Annotated in this window: 19 protein-coding genes; 8 read left to right on the top strand and 11 right to left on the bottom strand. The window is 69.7% G+C overall.

The window, feature by feature from the left end:
• Positions 1-23: 23 nt before the first annotated feature.
• Both AB0O93_RS04455 and AB0O93_RS04450 read right to left on the bottom strand, forming a co-directional pair.
• Positions 24-2,042 carry an ABC transporter ATP-binding protein gene (locus AB0O93_RS04455; RefSeq protein ID WP_363341016.1) on the bottom strand — a complete coding sequence of 673 codons (2,019 nt, stop codon included), beginning with the start codon at positions 2,040-2,042 and terminating at the stop codon, positions 24-26.
• A gap of 30 nt (positions 2,043-2,072) precedes the next feature.
• Positions 2,073-2,714 carry a DUF1345 domain-containing protein gene (locus tag AB0O93_RS04450; protein ID WP_363340882.1) on the bottom strand — a complete coding sequence of 214 codons (642 nt, stop codon included), beginning with the start codon at positions 2,712-2,714 and terminating at the stop codon, positions 2,073-2,075.
• Between the two features lie 103 nt (positions 2,715-2,817).
• Between AB0O93_RS04450 and AB0O93_RS04445 the strand changes: the two genes are divergently transcribed.
• Positions 2,818-4,338, top strand: a complete 1,521-nt coding sequence (locus AB0O93_RS04445; protein WP_363340880.1) for an MDR family MFS transporter — start codon at positions 2,818-2,820, stop codon at positions 4,336-4,338.
• Positions 4,339-4,378: 40 nt separating this feature from the next.
• Here the strand turns inward: AB0O93_RS04445 and AB0O93_RS04440 are convergent, their stop codons facing one another.
• The 3 genes from AB0O93_RS04440 to ykgO form a co-directional block, all read right to left on the bottom strand.
• The gene (locus AB0O93_RS04440) at positions 4,379-4,888 is read right to left on the bottom strand and encodes a hypothetical protein (protein WP_363340878.1); all 510 of its coding nucleotides are present in this window, start codon (positions 4,886-4,888) and stop codon (positions 4,379-4,381) included.
• Positions 4,889-4,907: 19 nt separating this feature from the next.
• Positions 4,908-5,036 carry a hypothetical protein gene (locus AB0O93_RS04435; RefSeq protein WP_363340876.1) on the bottom strand — a complete coding sequence of 43 codons (129 nt, stop codon included), beginning with the start codon at positions 5,034-5,036 and terminating at the stop codon, positions 4,908-4,910.
• Between the two features lie 76 nt (positions 5,037-5,112).
• Positions 5,113-5,235, bottom strand: coding sequence for a type B 50S ribosomal protein L36 (gene ykgO, locus AB0O93_RS04430; protein WP_301133481.1), 123 nt, complete (start codon positions 5,233-5,235; stop codon positions 5,113-5,115).
• 110 nt (positions 5,236-5,345) lie between these two features.
• Between ykgO and AB0O93_RS04425 the strand changes: the two genes are divergently transcribed.
• Positions 5,346-6,311 carry a GTP-binding protein gene (locus tag AB0O93_RS04425; protein WP_363340874.1) on the top strand — a complete coding sequence of 322 codons (966 nt, stop codon included), beginning with the start codon at positions 5,346-5,348 and terminating at the stop codon, positions 6,309-6,311.
• A gap of 92 nt (positions 6,312-6,403) precedes the next feature.
• The gene (locus AB0O93_RS04420; protein ID WP_363340872.1) at positions 6,404-6,706 is read left to right on the top strand and encodes a DUF427 domain-containing protein; all 303 of its coding nucleotides are present in this window, start codon (positions 6,404-6,406) and stop codon (positions 6,704-6,706) included.
• Position 6,707: 1 nt separating this feature from the next.
• Here AB0O93_RS04420 and AB0O93_RS04415 read toward each other — a convergent pair whose 3' ends face one another.
• On the bottom strand, positions 6,708-7,052 hold the full coding sequence (locus AB0O93_RS04415; RefSeq protein WP_363340870.1) for a YchJ family metal-binding protein: 345 nt from the start codon (positions 7,050-7,052) through the stop codon (positions 6,708-6,710).
• A 131-nt stretch (positions 7,053-7,183) separates the two neighbouring features.
• Here AB0O93_RS04415 and AB0O93_RS04410 point away from each other — a divergent pair, with 131 nt between their 5' ends.
• Positions 7,184-8,776 (top strand): catalase, encoded by a 1,593-nt coding sequence (locus AB0O93_RS04410; RefSeq protein WP_363340868.1) that lies wholly within the window; start codon positions 7,184-7,186, stop codon positions 8,774-8,776.
• Between the two features lie 73 nt (positions 8,777-8,849).
• A complete protein-coding gene (locus AB0O93_RS04405; RefSeq protein WP_363340866.1) occupies positions 8,850-9,668 on the top strand; it encodes a hypothetical protein in 819 nt (272 codons plus the stop codon).
• Between the two features lie 4 nt (positions 9,669-9,672).
• Here the strand turns inward: AB0O93_RS04405 and AB0O93_RS04400 are convergent, their stop codons facing one another.
• Entirely contained in the window at positions 9,673-10,389 is a 717-nt protein-coding gene (locus tag AB0O93_RS04400) for an AIM24 family protein (protein WP_363340864.1), read from the bottom strand.
• Positions 10,390-10,444: 55 nt separating this feature from the next.
• Complete coding sequence (locus AB0O93_RS04395) at positions 10,445-10,861, bottom strand: DUF1801 domain-containing protein (RefSeq protein ID WP_363340862.1); 417 nt, start codon at positions 10,859-10,861, stop codon at positions 10,445-10,447.
• A 97-nt stretch (positions 10,862-10,958) separates the two neighbouring features.
• Between AB0O93_RS04395 and AB0O93_RS04390 the strand changes: the two genes are divergently transcribed.
• Positions 10,959-11,303, top strand: coding sequence for a LysR family transcriptional regulator (locus AB0O93_RS04390; RefSeq protein ID WP_363340860.1), 345 nt, complete (start codon positions 10,959-10,961; stop codon positions 11,301-11,303).
• 25 nt (positions 11,304-11,328) lie between these two features.
• On the opposite strand, the gene AB0O93_RS04385 is transcribed toward AB0O93_RS04390, so the two are convergent.
• The 3 genes from AB0O93_RS04385 to AB0O93_RS04375 are packed head-to-tail and all read right to left on the bottom strand — an operon-like array spanning position 11,329 to position 13,799.
• Positions 11,329-11,883 carry an alpha/beta hydrolase gene (locus AB0O93_RS04385; RefSeq protein WP_363340858.1) on the bottom strand — a complete coding sequence of 185 codons (555 nt, stop codon included), beginning with the start codon at positions 11,881-11,883 and terminating at the stop codon, positions 11,329-11,331.
• Positions 11,884-11,929: 46 nt separating this feature from the next.
• Positions 11,930-13,003: a redox-regulated ATPase YchF gene (gene ychF / locus AB0O93_RS04380; protein ID WP_363340855.1), complete on the bottom strand. Its 1,074-nt coding sequence runs from the start codon at positions 13,001-13,003 to the stop codon at positions 11,930-11,932.
• Positions 13,004-13,046: 43 nt separating this feature from the next.
• On the bottom strand, positions 13,047-13,799 hold the full coding sequence (locus AB0O93_RS04375) for a class I SAM-dependent methyltransferase (protein WP_363340853.1): 753 nt from the start codon (positions 13,797-13,799) through the stop codon (positions 13,047-13,049).
• A 90-nt stretch (positions 13,800-13,889) separates the two neighbouring features.
• On the opposite strand from AB0O93_RS04375, the gene AB0O93_RS04370 reads away from it, so the two are divergent.
• Both AB0O93_RS04370 and AB0O93_RS04365 read left to right on the top strand, forming a co-directional pair.
• Complete coding sequence (locus AB0O93_RS04370) at positions 13,890-14,489, top strand: 3'-5' exonuclease (RefSeq protein WP_363340851.1); 600 nt, start codon at positions 13,890-13,892, stop codon at positions 14,487-14,489.
• Between the two features lie 36 nt (positions 14,490-14,525).
• Entirely contained in the window at positions 14,526-15,803 is a 1,278-nt protein-coding gene (locus AB0O93_RS04365) for a DNA recombination protein RmuC (protein WP_363340849.1), read from the top strand.
• Positions 15,804-15,824: the final 21 nt, after the last annotated feature.

Below are 15,824 nucleotides of genomic sequence, written 5' to 3'. Positions count from 1 at the left end.
CGACGCCGACGCCGACGGGACGCTCAGGCGCCGGGAACCGCCGGCGGAACCCACGCCGGCTCGGGAGCGTCCGCGGCGACCGCTTCCGTCGCCGGGCTCTCATCGGTCCGCCCCTCCGGAGGGCGGTCCGCACGACGGTCCGGATGATCCGCCGGGGCCTCCGCCTCCTCCGCTGCGAGGATGCGGGATGCGGCGAGCTGCTCCGCGGCGAGCTCGGCGTAGAGCCCTCCCGCCGCGATGAGCGATGCGTGCGTTCCCGACTCGACGATCCGGCCCGCCTCGACCACGTGGATCACGTCGGCACCGATCACGGTGGACAGCCGATGCGCGATCGACAGCGTCGTCCGACCGCGGGCGGCGGCGTCCAGCGCCTCCTGGACGACCCGCTCGCTCACCGTGTCCAGCGCCGAGGTGGCCTCGTCGAGAAGCAGCACCGGCGGATCCTTCAGCAGCACGCGCGCGATCGCGATCCGCTGCTTCTCGCCACCGGACAGCCGGTATCCGCGCTCGCCGACCACCGTGTCGTACCCGTCGGCGAAGCCCGAGATGACGTGATCGATGTTGGCCGCACGGCAGGCGCGGACAAGTTCGTCGTCGGTGGCGTCGGGCTTGGCGTACCGGAGGTTCTCGCGGATCGTGGCGTGGAAGAGGTACGTCTCCTGCGAGACGATGCCGACGCTGTCGATGATCGACTCCTGTCGCAGTGCACGCACGTCCGTCCCTGCGAAGAGGACCGCGCCCTCGGACGCCTCGTACATGCGCGGCGTGAGGTAGAGGATCGTGGTCTTGCCTGCGCCCGACGGGCCGACGAAGGCGACGTGCTGCCCCGGTTCGGCGACGAAGTCGATGCCCTGGAGGGTGGGGCGCGCGTCGGGAGCGGCATCCGGATAGCGGAAGACGACGTCGCGGAACTCGATGCGCCCCACCGGCCCCGGCGCCGCGACGACGTCACGGGCCCCCGGGGTGTCCCGGATCGCGGGGACGAGGTCGAGGTACTCGAAGATCCGGGCGAAGAGCGCGGCGGAGGTCTGCAGGTCCAGCGCCACCCGCATGAGGCCCATCAACGGCTGGAGCAGGCGGGCCTGCACGGTCGTGAAGGCCACGATCGTGCCCGCGGTGATCGTGTCGTCGGCGGAACCGGTGACGAGGTACCCGGCCACCAGGTAGACCACGGCCGGGACGCTCGCCATCAGCACCTGCACGACCGCGAAGAAGCCCTGACCGCTCATGGCGCGCCGCACCTGCAGGCGCACCTGGTTGCGGTTCTCCTCGGCGTAGCGCGCCGACTCGGTGCGCTGACGGTTGAAGGACTTCGAAAGCAGGATGCCGGACACGCTCAGCGTCTCCTGCGTGATCGCGGTCAGCTCCGACAGCGATTCCTGCGTCTCGGCGGCGATCCGTGCCCGCACCTGTCCGACACGACGCTGGACGATCACGAGGAAGGGCATCAGCACGACGGCGATGATCGTGAGTCGCCAGTCGATGATGAGCATCGCCACGAGGGAGGCGATCACGGTGACGACGTTGCCGAGGATGCTGGTGACGGTGTTGGTGAGGACGCCGGAGACTCCGCCGACGTCGTTCTGCAGGCGCGACTGGATCACCCCGGTCTTGGTGCGGGTGAAGAAGCCGAGCTCCATCGCCTGGAGATGCTCGAACAGCCGCACCCGCAAGTCACCGGTCACCCGGTTGCCCACGGTCGAGGTCAGCCAGGTCTGCAGGACGCCGAGCGCCGCCGACAGCAGGAACGTCCCGACCATGATCAGGACCAGTCGCCACAGCAGCGGCACATCCGGTCCGCCGCCGGCGACCGGGAAGAGGGCGTCGTCGAAGATCCGCTGCACGATGAGCGGCGGGACGACGGCGATCGCCGCGCCCACGATGACCAGCACGCCGGTGAACAGGATGCTCCACCGGTACGGGCGGAAGAGGGCCACCACGCGCCGTCCGAGGTCGGGAATCTTCGGCGCCTGCGCGTTCGCCCTGCGCTGCGCGTCCGTGTCGACCGGCCGGAATCCCGGCCCGCCGCCCCGCATACCCATACTCACGGCGTCAGCCTAGTCACCGCGGATTCACCCGAGGTCGAGGACGAGATTCACCACCGTTCCGATGATGACCGCGCCGAACATGTACGCCAGAAGCGCCTGCGGGATGACCAGTCGCCGGATCTCGTTCGTCCGGACACTCGTGTCCCCCACCTGGTAGCCCATCCCCACCCCCAGCGAGAAATAGGCGAAGTCCGAGTACGCGGGATCCTCGCTCTGGTTGAAGTCGATGCCACCCACCGGATCCGAGTAGTAGAGGTGGGCGACGCGGAGCATGTAGTCCGTCTGGATCAGCAGCCACGACGCCGCCACGCTCAGCAGCGCGATGGCCGCGAGGATCCATGAGGTCATCTCTCCCGCGCGATCGGTCTGCACCAGCACGACGGCGACCGCACCGAGACTGGCCACACTTCCCACAAGGGCGGCGACCCGGGCCACCGACCGACCGGGATCCTCGGTCGTCGCATGCGCGCGCGTCGCCGCGGCGTCCATCGGCCACACGACCAGCACGACCCAGACCACGGCGGTGGTCGCCAGCGCCGCCCACCCGGCGAGGAGAGCGGCGGCGATCCCCAGCACGGGGAGGAGGGCGAGCGTGATCAGGACGCCGATTGCCGCGGCGATCGACAGCCGGAGCACCACGGTGTAATGCAGGCGCAGATCGCTCATGGTTCGCATCGTTCCACGGATCCGGGAATGCCGTGTCCGAGCACGCCGTTATCCTGGGGGCTTGCCATCTCCGGGTGGCCCCACGACCGCGAGGAGTTCCGCGATGGCCGCACCGGCGACCGCCCCTGTCGTCACGCCCGCGTCGGGCGGGACGATCACCCGCGAAGAGTCGCGCGTCATCTGGCTTCTGCTGGCCGCGGCGTTCGTCGCGATCCTCAACGAGACCACGATGGGGGTGGCGATCCCCCACCTGATCGACGATTTCGGGATCACCGCCGTCGCCGCGCAGTGGCTCACGACCGCGTTCATGCTGACGATGGCGGTGATCATCCCCATCACGGGCTTCCTGCTGCGGCGTTTCCCCACCCGGGTGATGTTCATCGCGGCGATGAGCCTCTTCTCCCTCGGCACCCTCATCGCCTTCCTCGCGCCCGGCTTCCCGCTCCTGCTCATCGCGCGCGTCGTTCAGGCCTCGGGCACCGCGATCATGATGCCGCTGCTCATGACGACGATCATGAACGTCGTTCCCGCGCACTCCCGCGGCCGGATGATGGGGCGGGTCAGCATCGTGATCTCGCTGGCGCCCGCCATCGGTCCGACCATGGCGGGGCTCGTCCTCGACACCGTCGGATGGCGCTGGATCTTCGGCATCGTCCTGCCGATCGCCCTCGTGGCGCTGGCGGCCGGAGCGATGTGGATCCGGAACCTGGGCGAGACCACGCGCGTCGCCATCGACATCCCCTCCGTCATCCTCTCCGGCTTCGGCTTCGGCGGTCTCGTCTACGGCCTCAGCCTGCTCGGAGGAGGCGGACACGGCGGGGCGGAAACCGCCGAGAGCACCGCCGCAGACGCCACGACCGCGTCACTCACCCTCGCCGCCGCCCTCGGGATCGGCATCCTCTCGCTGGCCGCGTTCGCCTGGCGGCAGATCCGCCTGCAGCGGACCGACGATGCCCTGCTCGATCTACGGGTGTTCCGCTCGCTCAACTTCTCCCTGTCGATCACGCAGATGGCCATTATGTCCCTGGCCTTCTTCGGGGCGATCACCGTTCTGCCCCTCTACCTCCAGCGGGTCGTCGGCATCTCCGCCCTCGAGACCGGGCTCGTCGTGCTTCCCGGTGCCCTCGCCATGGGCCTCGCCGGGCCGATCATCGGGCGGATCTACGACCGCTTCGGCACGCGGATCCTGCTCGTGCCGGGGGCCGTCATCACGAGCGCCATGCTGTGGACCTACACGACCTACACCGAGGGCACCCCGGTGTGGTTCATCGCGGTCGCCCAGACGGTGCTGTCGCTGGGCCTCGCACTGTCGTTCACGCCGCTGTTCACCGCGTCTCTCGGCTCGCTGCCGCGACGGTTCTACTCCTACGGCTCGGCGGTCGTCGGCACCATCCAGCAGGTGGCGGGAGCCGCCGGAATCGCCCTCCTCATCGGGATCATGTCCGCCGTCACCGCCACCGGCGTGTCCGCCGGACTCGAGGAGGCGGCCGCAGGGGCCGCGGGAACGCGCGCGGCGTTCCTCGTGGCGGCGGTGCTCTCGCTTCCGCTTCTCGTCGGCGCCTTCCTCATCCGCAAGCCCGCGGACGAGATCGCCGAGGACGCCCCCGTCATCGCCACGCACTGAGCCGGTCGTCACCGGCCGAGCGGATCGCGCCGGCCGGTGCTCAATGGTGGATGATCGCCTTCAAGAGGATGATCACGCCGCCGAAGCCCGCTGTGATGGTCGCGCTCAGCAGACGCGTGTACCAGTGGTGGGTCCATATGGCCACGGCGAGCCATCCCAGGATGCCGAGGATCACGGCGCACATCACGAGTGCCGTCCAGATGGCGAAGGTGTCGTCGATCACTTCGGTGACGCCCAGCAGGAGCACCACGAGCGGTCCCGCGGATGCGACCAACATCCCCGCTGACTGTCGCGCCGCGGCTCGAAGGCTCCGACGCATGCCGGAACGTCCGTCGGTTACGGCGAGCCGTCCGAGCGTCCCCGCGTACACGTGCGCGATATAGAAGACGACGACCGTCACGGCGACGGTGAGAAAGGCGTTCACCGATGTCCCGATCACCGATCCGCTGACGACGATCATCCCGGAGACGAGGATCAGGCCATAGATGGCCTCCTCGGACATCAGAACGCGCGCGAGGCGCGGAGTGATCTGCAGCTGCGCGTCGGTCATCGCCGGAAGGCGCAGAAGATCAGTCGCCGCTGGTGCCGCAGGCGCTTCCGCCGCAGCATCCGCCGCCACCGGAGATGACGGCGAGGGGGGACTTCTCATCCGCGTCGGTCGACGGGACGGAGGCGGTGGGGGTGGTGTCAGCACGCATCCCGCCATGCTACCCGCGGTCCCTGCGGCGCGCATCGGGAGCATCGAGCGACGCGGCTCCCGATACGCGGAAGGTGTCAGCCCTGCCGCCCCTTGAACCGGGGATTCAGCTTGTTGATGACGAAGACGCGACCCCGGCGGCGCACGACCTGCGCCCCGGGCTGAGCCTTCAACGATTTCAAAGATGCGCGAACCTTCATGACACTCCTGCTCTCCACCGTCGGACTTATTGAGAAGGCTTCTCAGTAGCAAGGTAGGGTGGAATGCAAGGCGTCGTCAAACGGACGGCCCGACACGGGAGGCACGACGTATGTCACGGCAGACGATCACGGTGATCGGGGTGTGTGCTGCGCAGCGGCGCGCCTACGCGAGCGAGCTGGCCGCCGCGACGGCTCGACGAGCCGTGACGATCGAGACGCACGACGAAGCCGAGATCACACGCGCCGTCGACCGCGGCGAGGCGCTGGTCCTCGACCTCGAGACCGACGTGGACCCCGCACCGTTCCTCGACATCGCGGGCGACCGCGTGGTGTGCGTGGTCGACGCCCGTCACATGTTCGACGATCTCCGCGACCTCGCGCCCCTGTGCGAGGGCGCACTCCCCGGCGACCCTCGCGGGGACATCGGAGCGCGAGCCCGCCGCGCGGTGCACGCGCTCGAGTGCGCGCACGTGATCATCCTGGTCGAGTGGCAGCGATCCTCGACGACGGAGCTGTCGATGATGATGGCCCTGGCCTCGCACCTCAATCCCGGCGCTCGTATACGACTCTCGCGCGGAGCCCTGGCGGATCTCCGGGCGAGCGGCGTCGACGAACCCGTCGGACCGTGGCGCGATCGCGCCGGATGGGCGCTCGCCCTCAACGGCGAACACGATCCCTACATGACCGACCCGCGCGTGCGCACTCTGCGCTACGAGCAGCTGCGTCCGTTCCATCCGACGCGTCTCGTACACGCCCTGGACGATCTCGAGAGCGGCCGGCACGGCGTCCTCCTGCGATCCGCCGGGCTGTGCCGTCTCGCGACACGGCCAGGCGTCCTCGCACGCTGGGAGCAGGTCGGGTCGGCGATGTGGATCGACCCTCTCGATCAGGACGAGGGCTGGGTGACGACCGGACAGGAGCTCGCCCTCATCGGCGTCGACCTGCACGGCCCACGGATCTTCTCCGCACTGGATGACGCCGCACTCAGCGACGACGAACTGGCGGCAGGTCCGCGCGCGTGGGCGGGCTACGACGACCCGCTGCCGGTGTGGCCGGCCCGCATCGACGAGCGGTGATCCGACATGAGCCCAGGCCGCCGGGGAGACTCTAGGCTGAAGCCGGGCGCCGCCGGACGGGTGGCGCACGTTCCGATGACGGGAGAACGACGATGCGCGCAACGATGAACGGTGTCGTCCTGGCGGACGCACCCCAGGACCGGCTCCTCAAGATCGAGGGCAACTGGTACTTCCCGCCGGACACCGTGGATTTCTCCCTCCTCGCCGAGAGTCCGACGCCCTACACGTGCGCGTGGAAGGGCGAGTGTCAGTACTACTCGATCGTCCACGGCGACGACGTCCTCGCCGACAAGGCCTGGGCCTACCCGCATCCGTACCCGAGCGCGTTCGATCGCGTCGGAACCGACTTCTCCGGCTACGTCGCCTTCGACCGGAGCGTGTCCGTCTCCGAGTGAGTCATCCCGACGCGTCGTCGGCGGTGCCCGAGCGCACCTCGCCGTCGAGGTAGTACCAGCGGCCGGCCTCACGGACGAACCGCGAGCGCTCGTGGAGGACGCCGAGGCGCCCGGCCTCGAGATAGGTGGCGCGGAACTCCACAATGCCCTCGTGGTCGACCGCGCGCCCGCCGACCGTGTCGACGATCTGCAGGCCGCGCCACCGCGGATTGCCGTCGAGGTCGAGGGACGCGGGCCGCGTGGAGCGATGCCAGGTTTGCAGCAGCCAGGACGCATCGCCGGCGCGGAACGCGGCGAAGCGCGAGCGCATCAGCGCCTCCGCCGTTGCGGGCTCCTCCTCATCCACACTGCCACTCTCGCACGTTCGCCTTACACGTTCTGCCGCTCGGGCGCATCCCGTTGACCCTGCCGGATCAGGGTGGTGGTCTGGTCGAGACAGAGGCGTCCACGCGTGCGACGTCCGGAGAAGGAGCTTCCATGCCAGACCTGCCCCGCCCCGCGGACGACGAGACCGTGGCGACCGCCCCGTCCGCCGAAGCCGCCCTGGGTTCCACGACCGACACCGGTGCACCGGCGCCGAGTGACCGCAACAGCCTCACCGTCGGACCCGACGGCCCGATCGTCCTGCACGACGTCCACTTCCTCAACCAGATGGCGCACTTCAACCGCGAGCGCATCCCCGAGCGGAACGTCCACGCGAAGGGATCCGGCGCCTTCGGCACGTTCGAGACGACCGAGGACGTCAGCGCCTACACGAAGGCGGGGCTGTTCCAGCCGGGCGTGTCGACGGACATGCTCGCGCGCTTCTCCACCGTCGCCGGGGAGCAGGGCTCCCCCGACACCTGGCGCGACCCCCGGGGCTTCGCCCTGAAGTTCTACACCGACGAGGGCAACTACGACCTCGTCGGGAACAACACCCCGGTGTTCTTCATCCGCGACACGATGAAGTTCCCGCACTTCATCCGCTCGCAGAAGCGGCGCGGGGGCAGCGGCCTCCGCGACAACAACATGCAGTGGGATTTCTGGAGCCTCAACCCCGAGTCCGCACACCAGGTCACGTATCTGATGGGTGACCGCGGCATCCCCGCCTCCTACCGGCACATGAACGGGTACGGGTCGCACACCTACATGTGGGTGAACGCCTCGGGAGAGCGGTTCTGGGTCAAGTACCACTTCCACACCGCGCAGGGGGTGAAGGGGCTGACGGATGCCGATGCCACGAAGATCGCCGGAGAGGACGCCGACTTCCATCGCCGCGACCTGTTCGAGGCGATCGAACGGGGAGACTTCCCCTCCTGGCGTCTGTCCGTGCAGGTCATGCCGTACGAGGAGGCCGCCGGATACCGCATCAATCCCTTCGATCTGACCAAGGTCTGGCCGCACGCGGACTATCCCCTCATCCCCGTCGGCACGATGACGCTGAACCGCAACCCGGAGAACTTCTTCGCCCAGATCGAGCAGGCCGCCTTCGAGCCCTCGGCGCTCGTTCCGGGCATCGGCTTCTCCCCCGACAAGATGCTTCTCGGGCGCGCCTTCGCCTATGCCGACACCCACCGCCATCGCATCGGCGCGAACTATCTGCAGCTGCCTGTGAACCGGCCGCGCGTGGAGCTGAACTCCTACACGCAGGACGGCCCCATGGCCTACGCGCATCGCGGAGACGACCCGGTGTACGCGCCGAACTCGTTCGGCCGCGGGTACGCCGACAATGTCGGCGTGGTGGATCCGGGGTGGGAGTCCGACGGCCCGATGGTCCGGGCCGCGTACACGCCCCGCTCCGACGACGACGACTTCTCCCAGGCCGGCGCCCTCGTCCGCGACGTGTGGGACGACGCGCAGCGACAGATGTTCGTCCGGACGGTCGCGGGGCACCTCCTCGGCGGCGTGAAAGGCGACGTCCTCGAGCGGGCGTTCGCGTACTGGAAGGCCGTCGACGAGACGACGGGCGCCGAGATCGAACGCCTCGTGCGGGCGGATGCGGATCTGGGGGGTCCCGGCGGCCAGGACGACGCCGCGAAGGCGGATGCCTCGACCCCCGTTGTCGAGCACAAGACGTACGCGCGCGACTGACCGGAACGCGGCACTGCGCGCGGATCCGCCGTGAACGGTCCCCGGCGGGTCCGCGCGCGCCTACCATCGGGCTGTGGGCATCGACGCGCGGGACGAACTCGCGGCGCTCCGCGCGCGGGCGTACGGGCCGGATGCGGACATCGCAGACGACCCGGAGGCGCTCGCCCGGCTCCGCGAGCTCGAAGACTGTCGCATCGGCCCTGCGGCGCGATCGACCTCACCCGAGGACACATCCTCCGACCGGGAGCCCTCTCCGGATGCGGACACCCCGTGGCCGGAGGGGACGACCGACCACGACGACCTCCCCGAGCTCGCCCCGGGTGACCGTGCGATCCCCGAGGACGAACCCTCTACGGAGGAGCGTCACCCGCGCACGCGTCGGCGCCGCGTCGCCCTCATGTGGACGGCATCCGTCGTCGTGGCGGCGATGGTCTCCGCGGCCGTCGCCGTCTTCGCCACGAAGCAGTTCCAAGACGACACCGGCGGCGTCGCGACCCTCGGCGCGGACACCGAGTTCGTCTGGCCACGGGCGTTCGGCGGCCCCGAACGCGCCGGCGATGCGTACGAGGTGTTCCACGGCATCCGTCCGCTCACCACGGACGACGCACGTCGCACCGGCGCGAGCGACGAGTGCCTCTTCCTGCTGAGCGACGATCTGATCGACGACTCCGATTACTACTCCGGATCGATCTGGGGCTCGGGGTGCGGTGCGGGGGCCTTCCCCGCCGTCGTGGCCATGAAGGTCACCGCCGGCATGCCCGAGGAACTCCGAGCTCGATTCCCCATCGGCACGTCCCTGCAGTTCACCCTCGCCGACGGGGAGATCTCGGTGCAGCGGGCCTGGGGTCCGGTGTCCTACTTCGGCGACCCGGATCCCGCCGAGACGCGCTGAGCGGTCACCCGTTGCCCGACGACCCCGAGGAGGTGTCGGGCAGGTACGGCTCGATCGCCGCGGCGAGCTTCGCCGGCGTCATGGACTGCAACCACACGTGACCGGGACCGTGCAGCTGCGCGAGGAAGAGCGAGTCGCCGAAGAACTTGTTCTTGATCCCCTTCACCGAGGCGAACTCGAGGTTCATGTCGGCGCGGAAGAGGGCGAGATGTCCGGGGTGGATGAGGAGGGACTGCCCGGCCGCAAGCTCGTACTCGACGATCTCGCCGGCCAGCTGCACCCACGCGGTGCCGCCGCCGGACAGCTTCTGGAACACCACTCCGGCGCCCCCGAAGATCCCCGCGCCGAGCTTCTTCTGCAGACCGACCGACACCTCGACGTCCGGTGTGCTGGCGATGTAGGAGCCGGACTGCACCATGAACTGGTCCGCGGCGTCGACCCGGAGCTCGCGGATCGTGCCGGGCAGCTGTGCGGCGAATGCGACGAACCCGCCGCCCGCACCGGCGGTGTACTGCGTGAGGAAGAGCTGACCGCCGCCGACCATGCGCTTGAGCCCGCTCATGAATCCGCCTCGCCCCCCGGATCCGAATCCCGTCGAGGTCTCGATGTCGAGGCCGGGGGTGAGCCAGGCGACGTCGCCTCCCTCGGCGATGATGCGCTCCCCCGCATCCAGCGTGATCTCCAGCACCGGCATGGTCGTTCCCGCGATGACCGTCTTCATGCGGTCAGAGGAGAGGGTCGATCGTCCGCGCGTCCATGCCGGTCTGCGGACGAGATCATGACGGGTCCGGATCATCCCCTCGCGACCAGGCGATCGCGATCAGCCCGCGGAGGACGTCGAGGTCGATGTCGTCGAGTCGCCGGACGTACACGCACCCGACGCCCTCGGTGTATTCACCGAGGGACGGCAGGAGCCGCTCACCGTCCGGCAGATCCTTCAGCCCGTAGAGGGAGAGACTCGCCTTTCGGGGCGAGAACGCGACTTTCGGCCAGACTCCACGGGTGCGCGGGTTGACGGGCGAGCGATAGGCGAAACTCCCGAACCCGATCATCGACGGTCCCCACATCACCGGAGCGACGCCGGTCACCTCCGTGAAGACCTCCACGAGCTTCTCGCCGTCCTCGCGTCTGCGCACGGGGGTGACACGGCGGAGGAAGTCATCGACGGGTTCGTCGGTCGGTTGCGTCGGCATGCCTCGACAGTAGAGGCTCCGGCCGACACGCACCCTCCCTTCCGACTAGCCTGGGAGAGCCCGCCCGGGCGACCACGACGACGGCAGGACGGCATCCGTGAAGCTCACCGACCTTCGACGATTCGTCGCTGTCGCCGAGACGCTGCACTTCCCGCGGGCGGCCGAGAGTATCGGTGTCGGACTCCCCGCGGTCTACTCGGCCGTGGACCGGCTGGAGGAGGAGATCGGGCATCCGCTCTTCGATCGGAATGTCACGCCGACGCGGATGACGGCAGCCGGGGAAGCGCTGCTCCCGGAGGCGCGCGCCCGGATCGCCGCCGCGCCGACGGCTCCATCGACGCCCGCTCCCGCAGGCGGGAAGGCGAAAGCCTCGAAGGGCAAGGGGCGTGCGCCGATCGTCAAGGGCCAGCCGAAGCCCTACAAGAAGCGCCAGGGCCGCTGACGGATCGCTGCCTCGCGGAGCTCACTCAGTCCCAGTCGAGGTACTCCTCGATGATGACCGCCGTCTCGACGGGCTCCATCATCGGGAAGAGGTGTCCAGCACCCGGCAACGTCTTCACGCTGGCCCGCTCCGGCGCCGTGGCCTGCAGGGATTCGCCCGACGAGGGCGGCGTCACATCGTCGTCGGCACCCTGGATGATGAGGACCGGGATGACCGGCGCCAGCGCGACGTCGACGTCTTCGACGCCGAGGAGGAGGAGACCGTTGAGGCGATCGGAGTGCGCCGCCGCAATCCGGCGAGCCAGCGTCCCACCCGCCCCGTGACCGCCGATCCACGTGCGCTCCAGCCCCACGTGGTCGACGACCGCGAGGGTCGACGCCACGGCGTCGGGCGCTGCGGGGTCCACGCCGATGCGGACGATGTGGAAGCCCGCCTCCTCGGCGAGGTAGTGCGAGACCACACCGAGCGGGTTCCCGTCGAGTCCGCGCTCGGGGATGAGGACGAGCGAGACGGGGCCGTCGCCCTCGACGGCGAACGGGATCGCACGCCCCTCGGGATCGAAGATCTGGGTGTCGCTCACGGATGGTCCTCTCGGTGGGTGTGGATCTGGGCGGGAGAAGGCCGCGTCAGTTGTTGAAGCGGAACTCGACCACGTCGCCGTCCTGCATGACGTAGTCCTTGCCCTCGAGGCGCGCCTTGCCCTTCGCCCGGGCCTCGGCGACCGACCCCAGGGCAACGAGGTCGTCGAAGGAGATCACCTCGGCCTTGATGAAGCCCTTCTCGAAGTCGGTGTGGATGACGCCCGCCGCCTGCGGAGCCTTCCAGCCCTTGCCGATCGTCCACGCGCGGGATTCCTTCGGACCGGCCGTGAGGTAGGTCTGGAGGCCCAGCGTGTCGAAGCCGATGCGCGCGAGCTGGTCGATGCCCGACTCGGTCTGCCCGGTCGAGGCCAGCAGCTCCGCGGCGTCCTCGGGGTCGAGGCCGATCAGCTCGGATTCGATCTTGGCGTCGAGGAAGACGGCGCGGGCCGGCGCGACGAGGGCTTCCAGCTCGGCGAGGCGCGCAGCATCCGTCAGCACCGCTTCGTCGACGTTGAAGACGTAGATGTAGGGCTTCGCGGTCATGAGACCGAGCTCCTTGATGGGTGCCAGGTCGAGACCGGCCTGCGAGAGCAGGACGCCGCGCTCCAGCGCGCCCTTGGCCGCACCCGCGGCCTCGAGGACGGCCGGATCGGCCTTCTTCGTCTTGACCTCCTTCTCCAGGCGCGGGATCGCCTTCTCGAGGGTCTGGAGATCCGCGAGCATCAGTTCGGCGTTGATCGTCTCGAGGTCGTTCTTCGGGTTGACCGCGCCGTCGACGTGCACGACGTCGTCGTCGGAGAACCCTCGGACGACCTGCGCGATCGCGTCCGCCTCGCGGATGTTGGCGAGGAACTGATTCCCGAGCCCCTCCCCCTCGCTCGCGCCCCGGACGATGCCGGCGATGTCGACGAACGAGACGGTGGCCGGCAGGATGCGCTCGCTGCCGAAGATCTCGGCGAGCGTCGTCAGCCGCGGATCGGGCAGGCTCACGACCCCGACGTTCGGCTCGATCGTCGCGAACGGGTAGTTCGCCGCGAGCACGTCGTTCTTGGTCAGGGCGTTGAAGAGGGTGGACTTGCCGACGTTGGGCAGGCCGACGATGCCGATAGTGAGAGCCACGGGCGTCAAGTCTACGTGCGAGTGACGCTCGCCCCCGTGTCGGTCACGCGCGGATGCCGCGGAACGCCTCCGTCCGGTAAGGGAGGTCCACGACCTCGGTCCCCGCTTCGCGGCGGCACTGGGCGTCGAACAGGTCGCTGACGCGATCGAGGATCGCCGTGCGCTCCTCCACGGATGCCGCGACCACGCGGCTCCGGGAAGCGACCATGTCGAGGAGCGTCTCACGGGTGAGCGTGCGCTCCCACCGCCACGTGCGCCGCTCCCACGGGCCGATGGGCGCACCGGCGCGGACGTCGCCGGTCGCCAGCATCTCCTCCGCGTGACTCCCGCCCATCGCCGCGGTGAGGGCGGCGACCCAGGCCACGGCATCCTCTCGGATGTTCCAGACCAGCCCCAGGACCCCGCCGCTCCGCAGGACCCGTCCTACCTCCGCGGCGGCCGCCGCCGGATCGACCCAGTGCCATGCCTGGGCCATCACCACCGCGTCGACGGATGCGTCGGGCAGCGGCATCCGCTCGGCGGCGCCCTGGAACGTGGGGACCCCGGGCACGCGGACACGCAGCTCGGCGAGCATCGCCGCGTCCGGGTCGACCGCCACGACATCGGCGCCCGCCTCGCGCAGCACGCGGGTGAGCTTGCCCGTGCCGGCACCGAGATCGACCACCCGCGTCGTCCGCATCGCGCTCGCGACCGGCTCCAACAGCCACTGCGCGACCTCGAGCGGGTAGCCCGGGCGACCGGACTCGTAGACGCCCGCGACCGCGCCGAAGGAACGGGCGAGCGCATCGTCGGTCATGAGCCGAGCCTACGGGTGGTCCCCGGGACGGTTCGGCCCAGCACGGCGCGCCTGTCGGGGACGGGCCGTCCCTCCGGAGAGGGTGAGGATGTGCCCCTGGACTTCACCGCGATCGACTTCGAGACGGCGAACTCTTCGAATGCGTCCGCGTGCGCCGTCGGCCTCGTCCGCGTGCGGGACGGCGAGGTGGTCGCGCAGACGGGATGGCTGATCCAGCCCCCGCCGGGACATGAGCGGTTCTTCGAGCTGAACATCCGCATCCACGGAATCACTTCGGAAGACGTCGTCGACGCTCCGACGTGGAGCGCGCAGCTGCCGGCGCTCGCGTCCTTCATCGGCGACGACGTCGTCGTGGCCCACAACGCCGGATTCGACATGGCCGTCCTCCGCCGCGCGTGCGAGGCGACCGGAGACGACTGCCCGCCCCTGCGCTATGCGTGCAGCCTCCAAGTCGCCCGCAAGGTCTACCGGCTGGATTCCTACCGCCTGCCGTTCGTCGCCGCGGAGGCGGGATTCGCGGAGTTCGCGCACCACAACGCCACCGCCGACGCCCTCGCCTGCGCGCACGTCATGATCGATGTCGCCCGTCGCCTGGGAGCCGACGACGTCGAGGGACTCGCCGTCGGTGCCGGCGTGTCGTTCGGTCGGATCGACCCGGCCCCGCGCACTCCCGTTCTCGCCCCGGTCTGACCCGCGGATGTCGGACCCCCCGGCCACCCTGGAACCATGGATGCACTCCTGATCTCCGCGGCGATCCTGATCGCCGTCCTCGTCGGGGCCGCCGTGGGATGGGCGGCCGGCGCCGCGCGCGCCCGAGACACGCTGCGCACGCGCGTCGCGACGGCGGAGGCGGAAGGATCCGCCACCCGCGCACAGCTCGAGCATCAGACCCGGCTCTACCGGGACCTCCTCGCACAGGCCCGGACGGACCACGCGGCACGCGAGGAGCGCGAACGGCGCGAGCAGTCGGTCCTGCGGGCCCTCGCCCCCGTCCAGGACACCCTCACCAGCATGCAGGCCAAGGTCGACACGCTCGAACGCGACCGCCAGGAGCAGTTCGGTGCTCTCGCTGAGCAGCTGCGGCGCGCCCATGAGTCCGATGAGGCCCTGCGAGCCACGACGGAGTCGCTCGCCGGAGCGCTCCGCTCGGGCGCGACGCGCGGTGTCTGGGGCGAGACGCAGCTGCGGCGCGTGGTGGAGGCGGCGGGACTGACCAGGCACGTCGACTTCGATCTGCAGGCCGCGACGGACACGGATGCCGGAGCGGGACGTCCCGACATGATCATCCGGCTCCCGGGCGACAAGGCGATCACGGTGGACGCGAAGGTCCCGCTCGATGCGTTCCTCGAGGCCACCGCCCTCCCGGTGACCGCGACCGGCGAGCAGGCGGCACAGCGACGGCGCCTCATCGCCGCCCACGTACGCGCCGTCCGCGCGCACGTCGACGCGCTTTCGAAGAAGACGTACTGGGCGGGGGTGTCCTCCAGCCCGGAGTTCGTCGTGTGCTTCCTTCCCAGCGAGTCGCTTCTCGCCACCGCGCTGGACGAAGATCCGACCCTGCTGGAGTACGCCTTCCGCCGACGGGTCGCCCTGGCCTCCCCTGTGAACCTGTGGGCCGTGCTGAAGACCGTCGCCTATACGTGGACGCAACAGGATGTCTCGACCGAAGCGCGTGCGCTGTTCGATCTCGGCACCCAACTGCACGAGCGACTGGGTGCACTCGCCGGCCACAGCAACGACCTGCGCCGCGCCATCGAACGCACCGTCGACAGTTACAACCGATTCGTCGGTTCACTCGAATCGCGGGTGCTGGTGACCGCTCGGAAATTCCCCGGCATCGACGAGACCAGACTCGAGGCACTCCAGCCGCCGCACGTCGTCGATGCGTCACCGCGGCGCTTCACCGCGCCGGAGATGCTCGATGACGTGCCCTCTGCCGAGTCGACAGCGGCCGTCGCCGACCTCGGAGACCTCCGCAGCCGACTGGCCGTCGACGGGGAGTGATCCGGCGATCACGCCCCGGAC

Origin of the sequence: Microbacterium sp. NPDC077184, assembly GCF_040687055.1 — a bacterium.
GTDB lineage: Bacteria > Actinomycetota > Actinomycetes > Actinomycetales > Microbacteriaceae > Microbacterium.
This window is presented reverse-complemented; position numbering and strand designations above follow the sequence as displayed.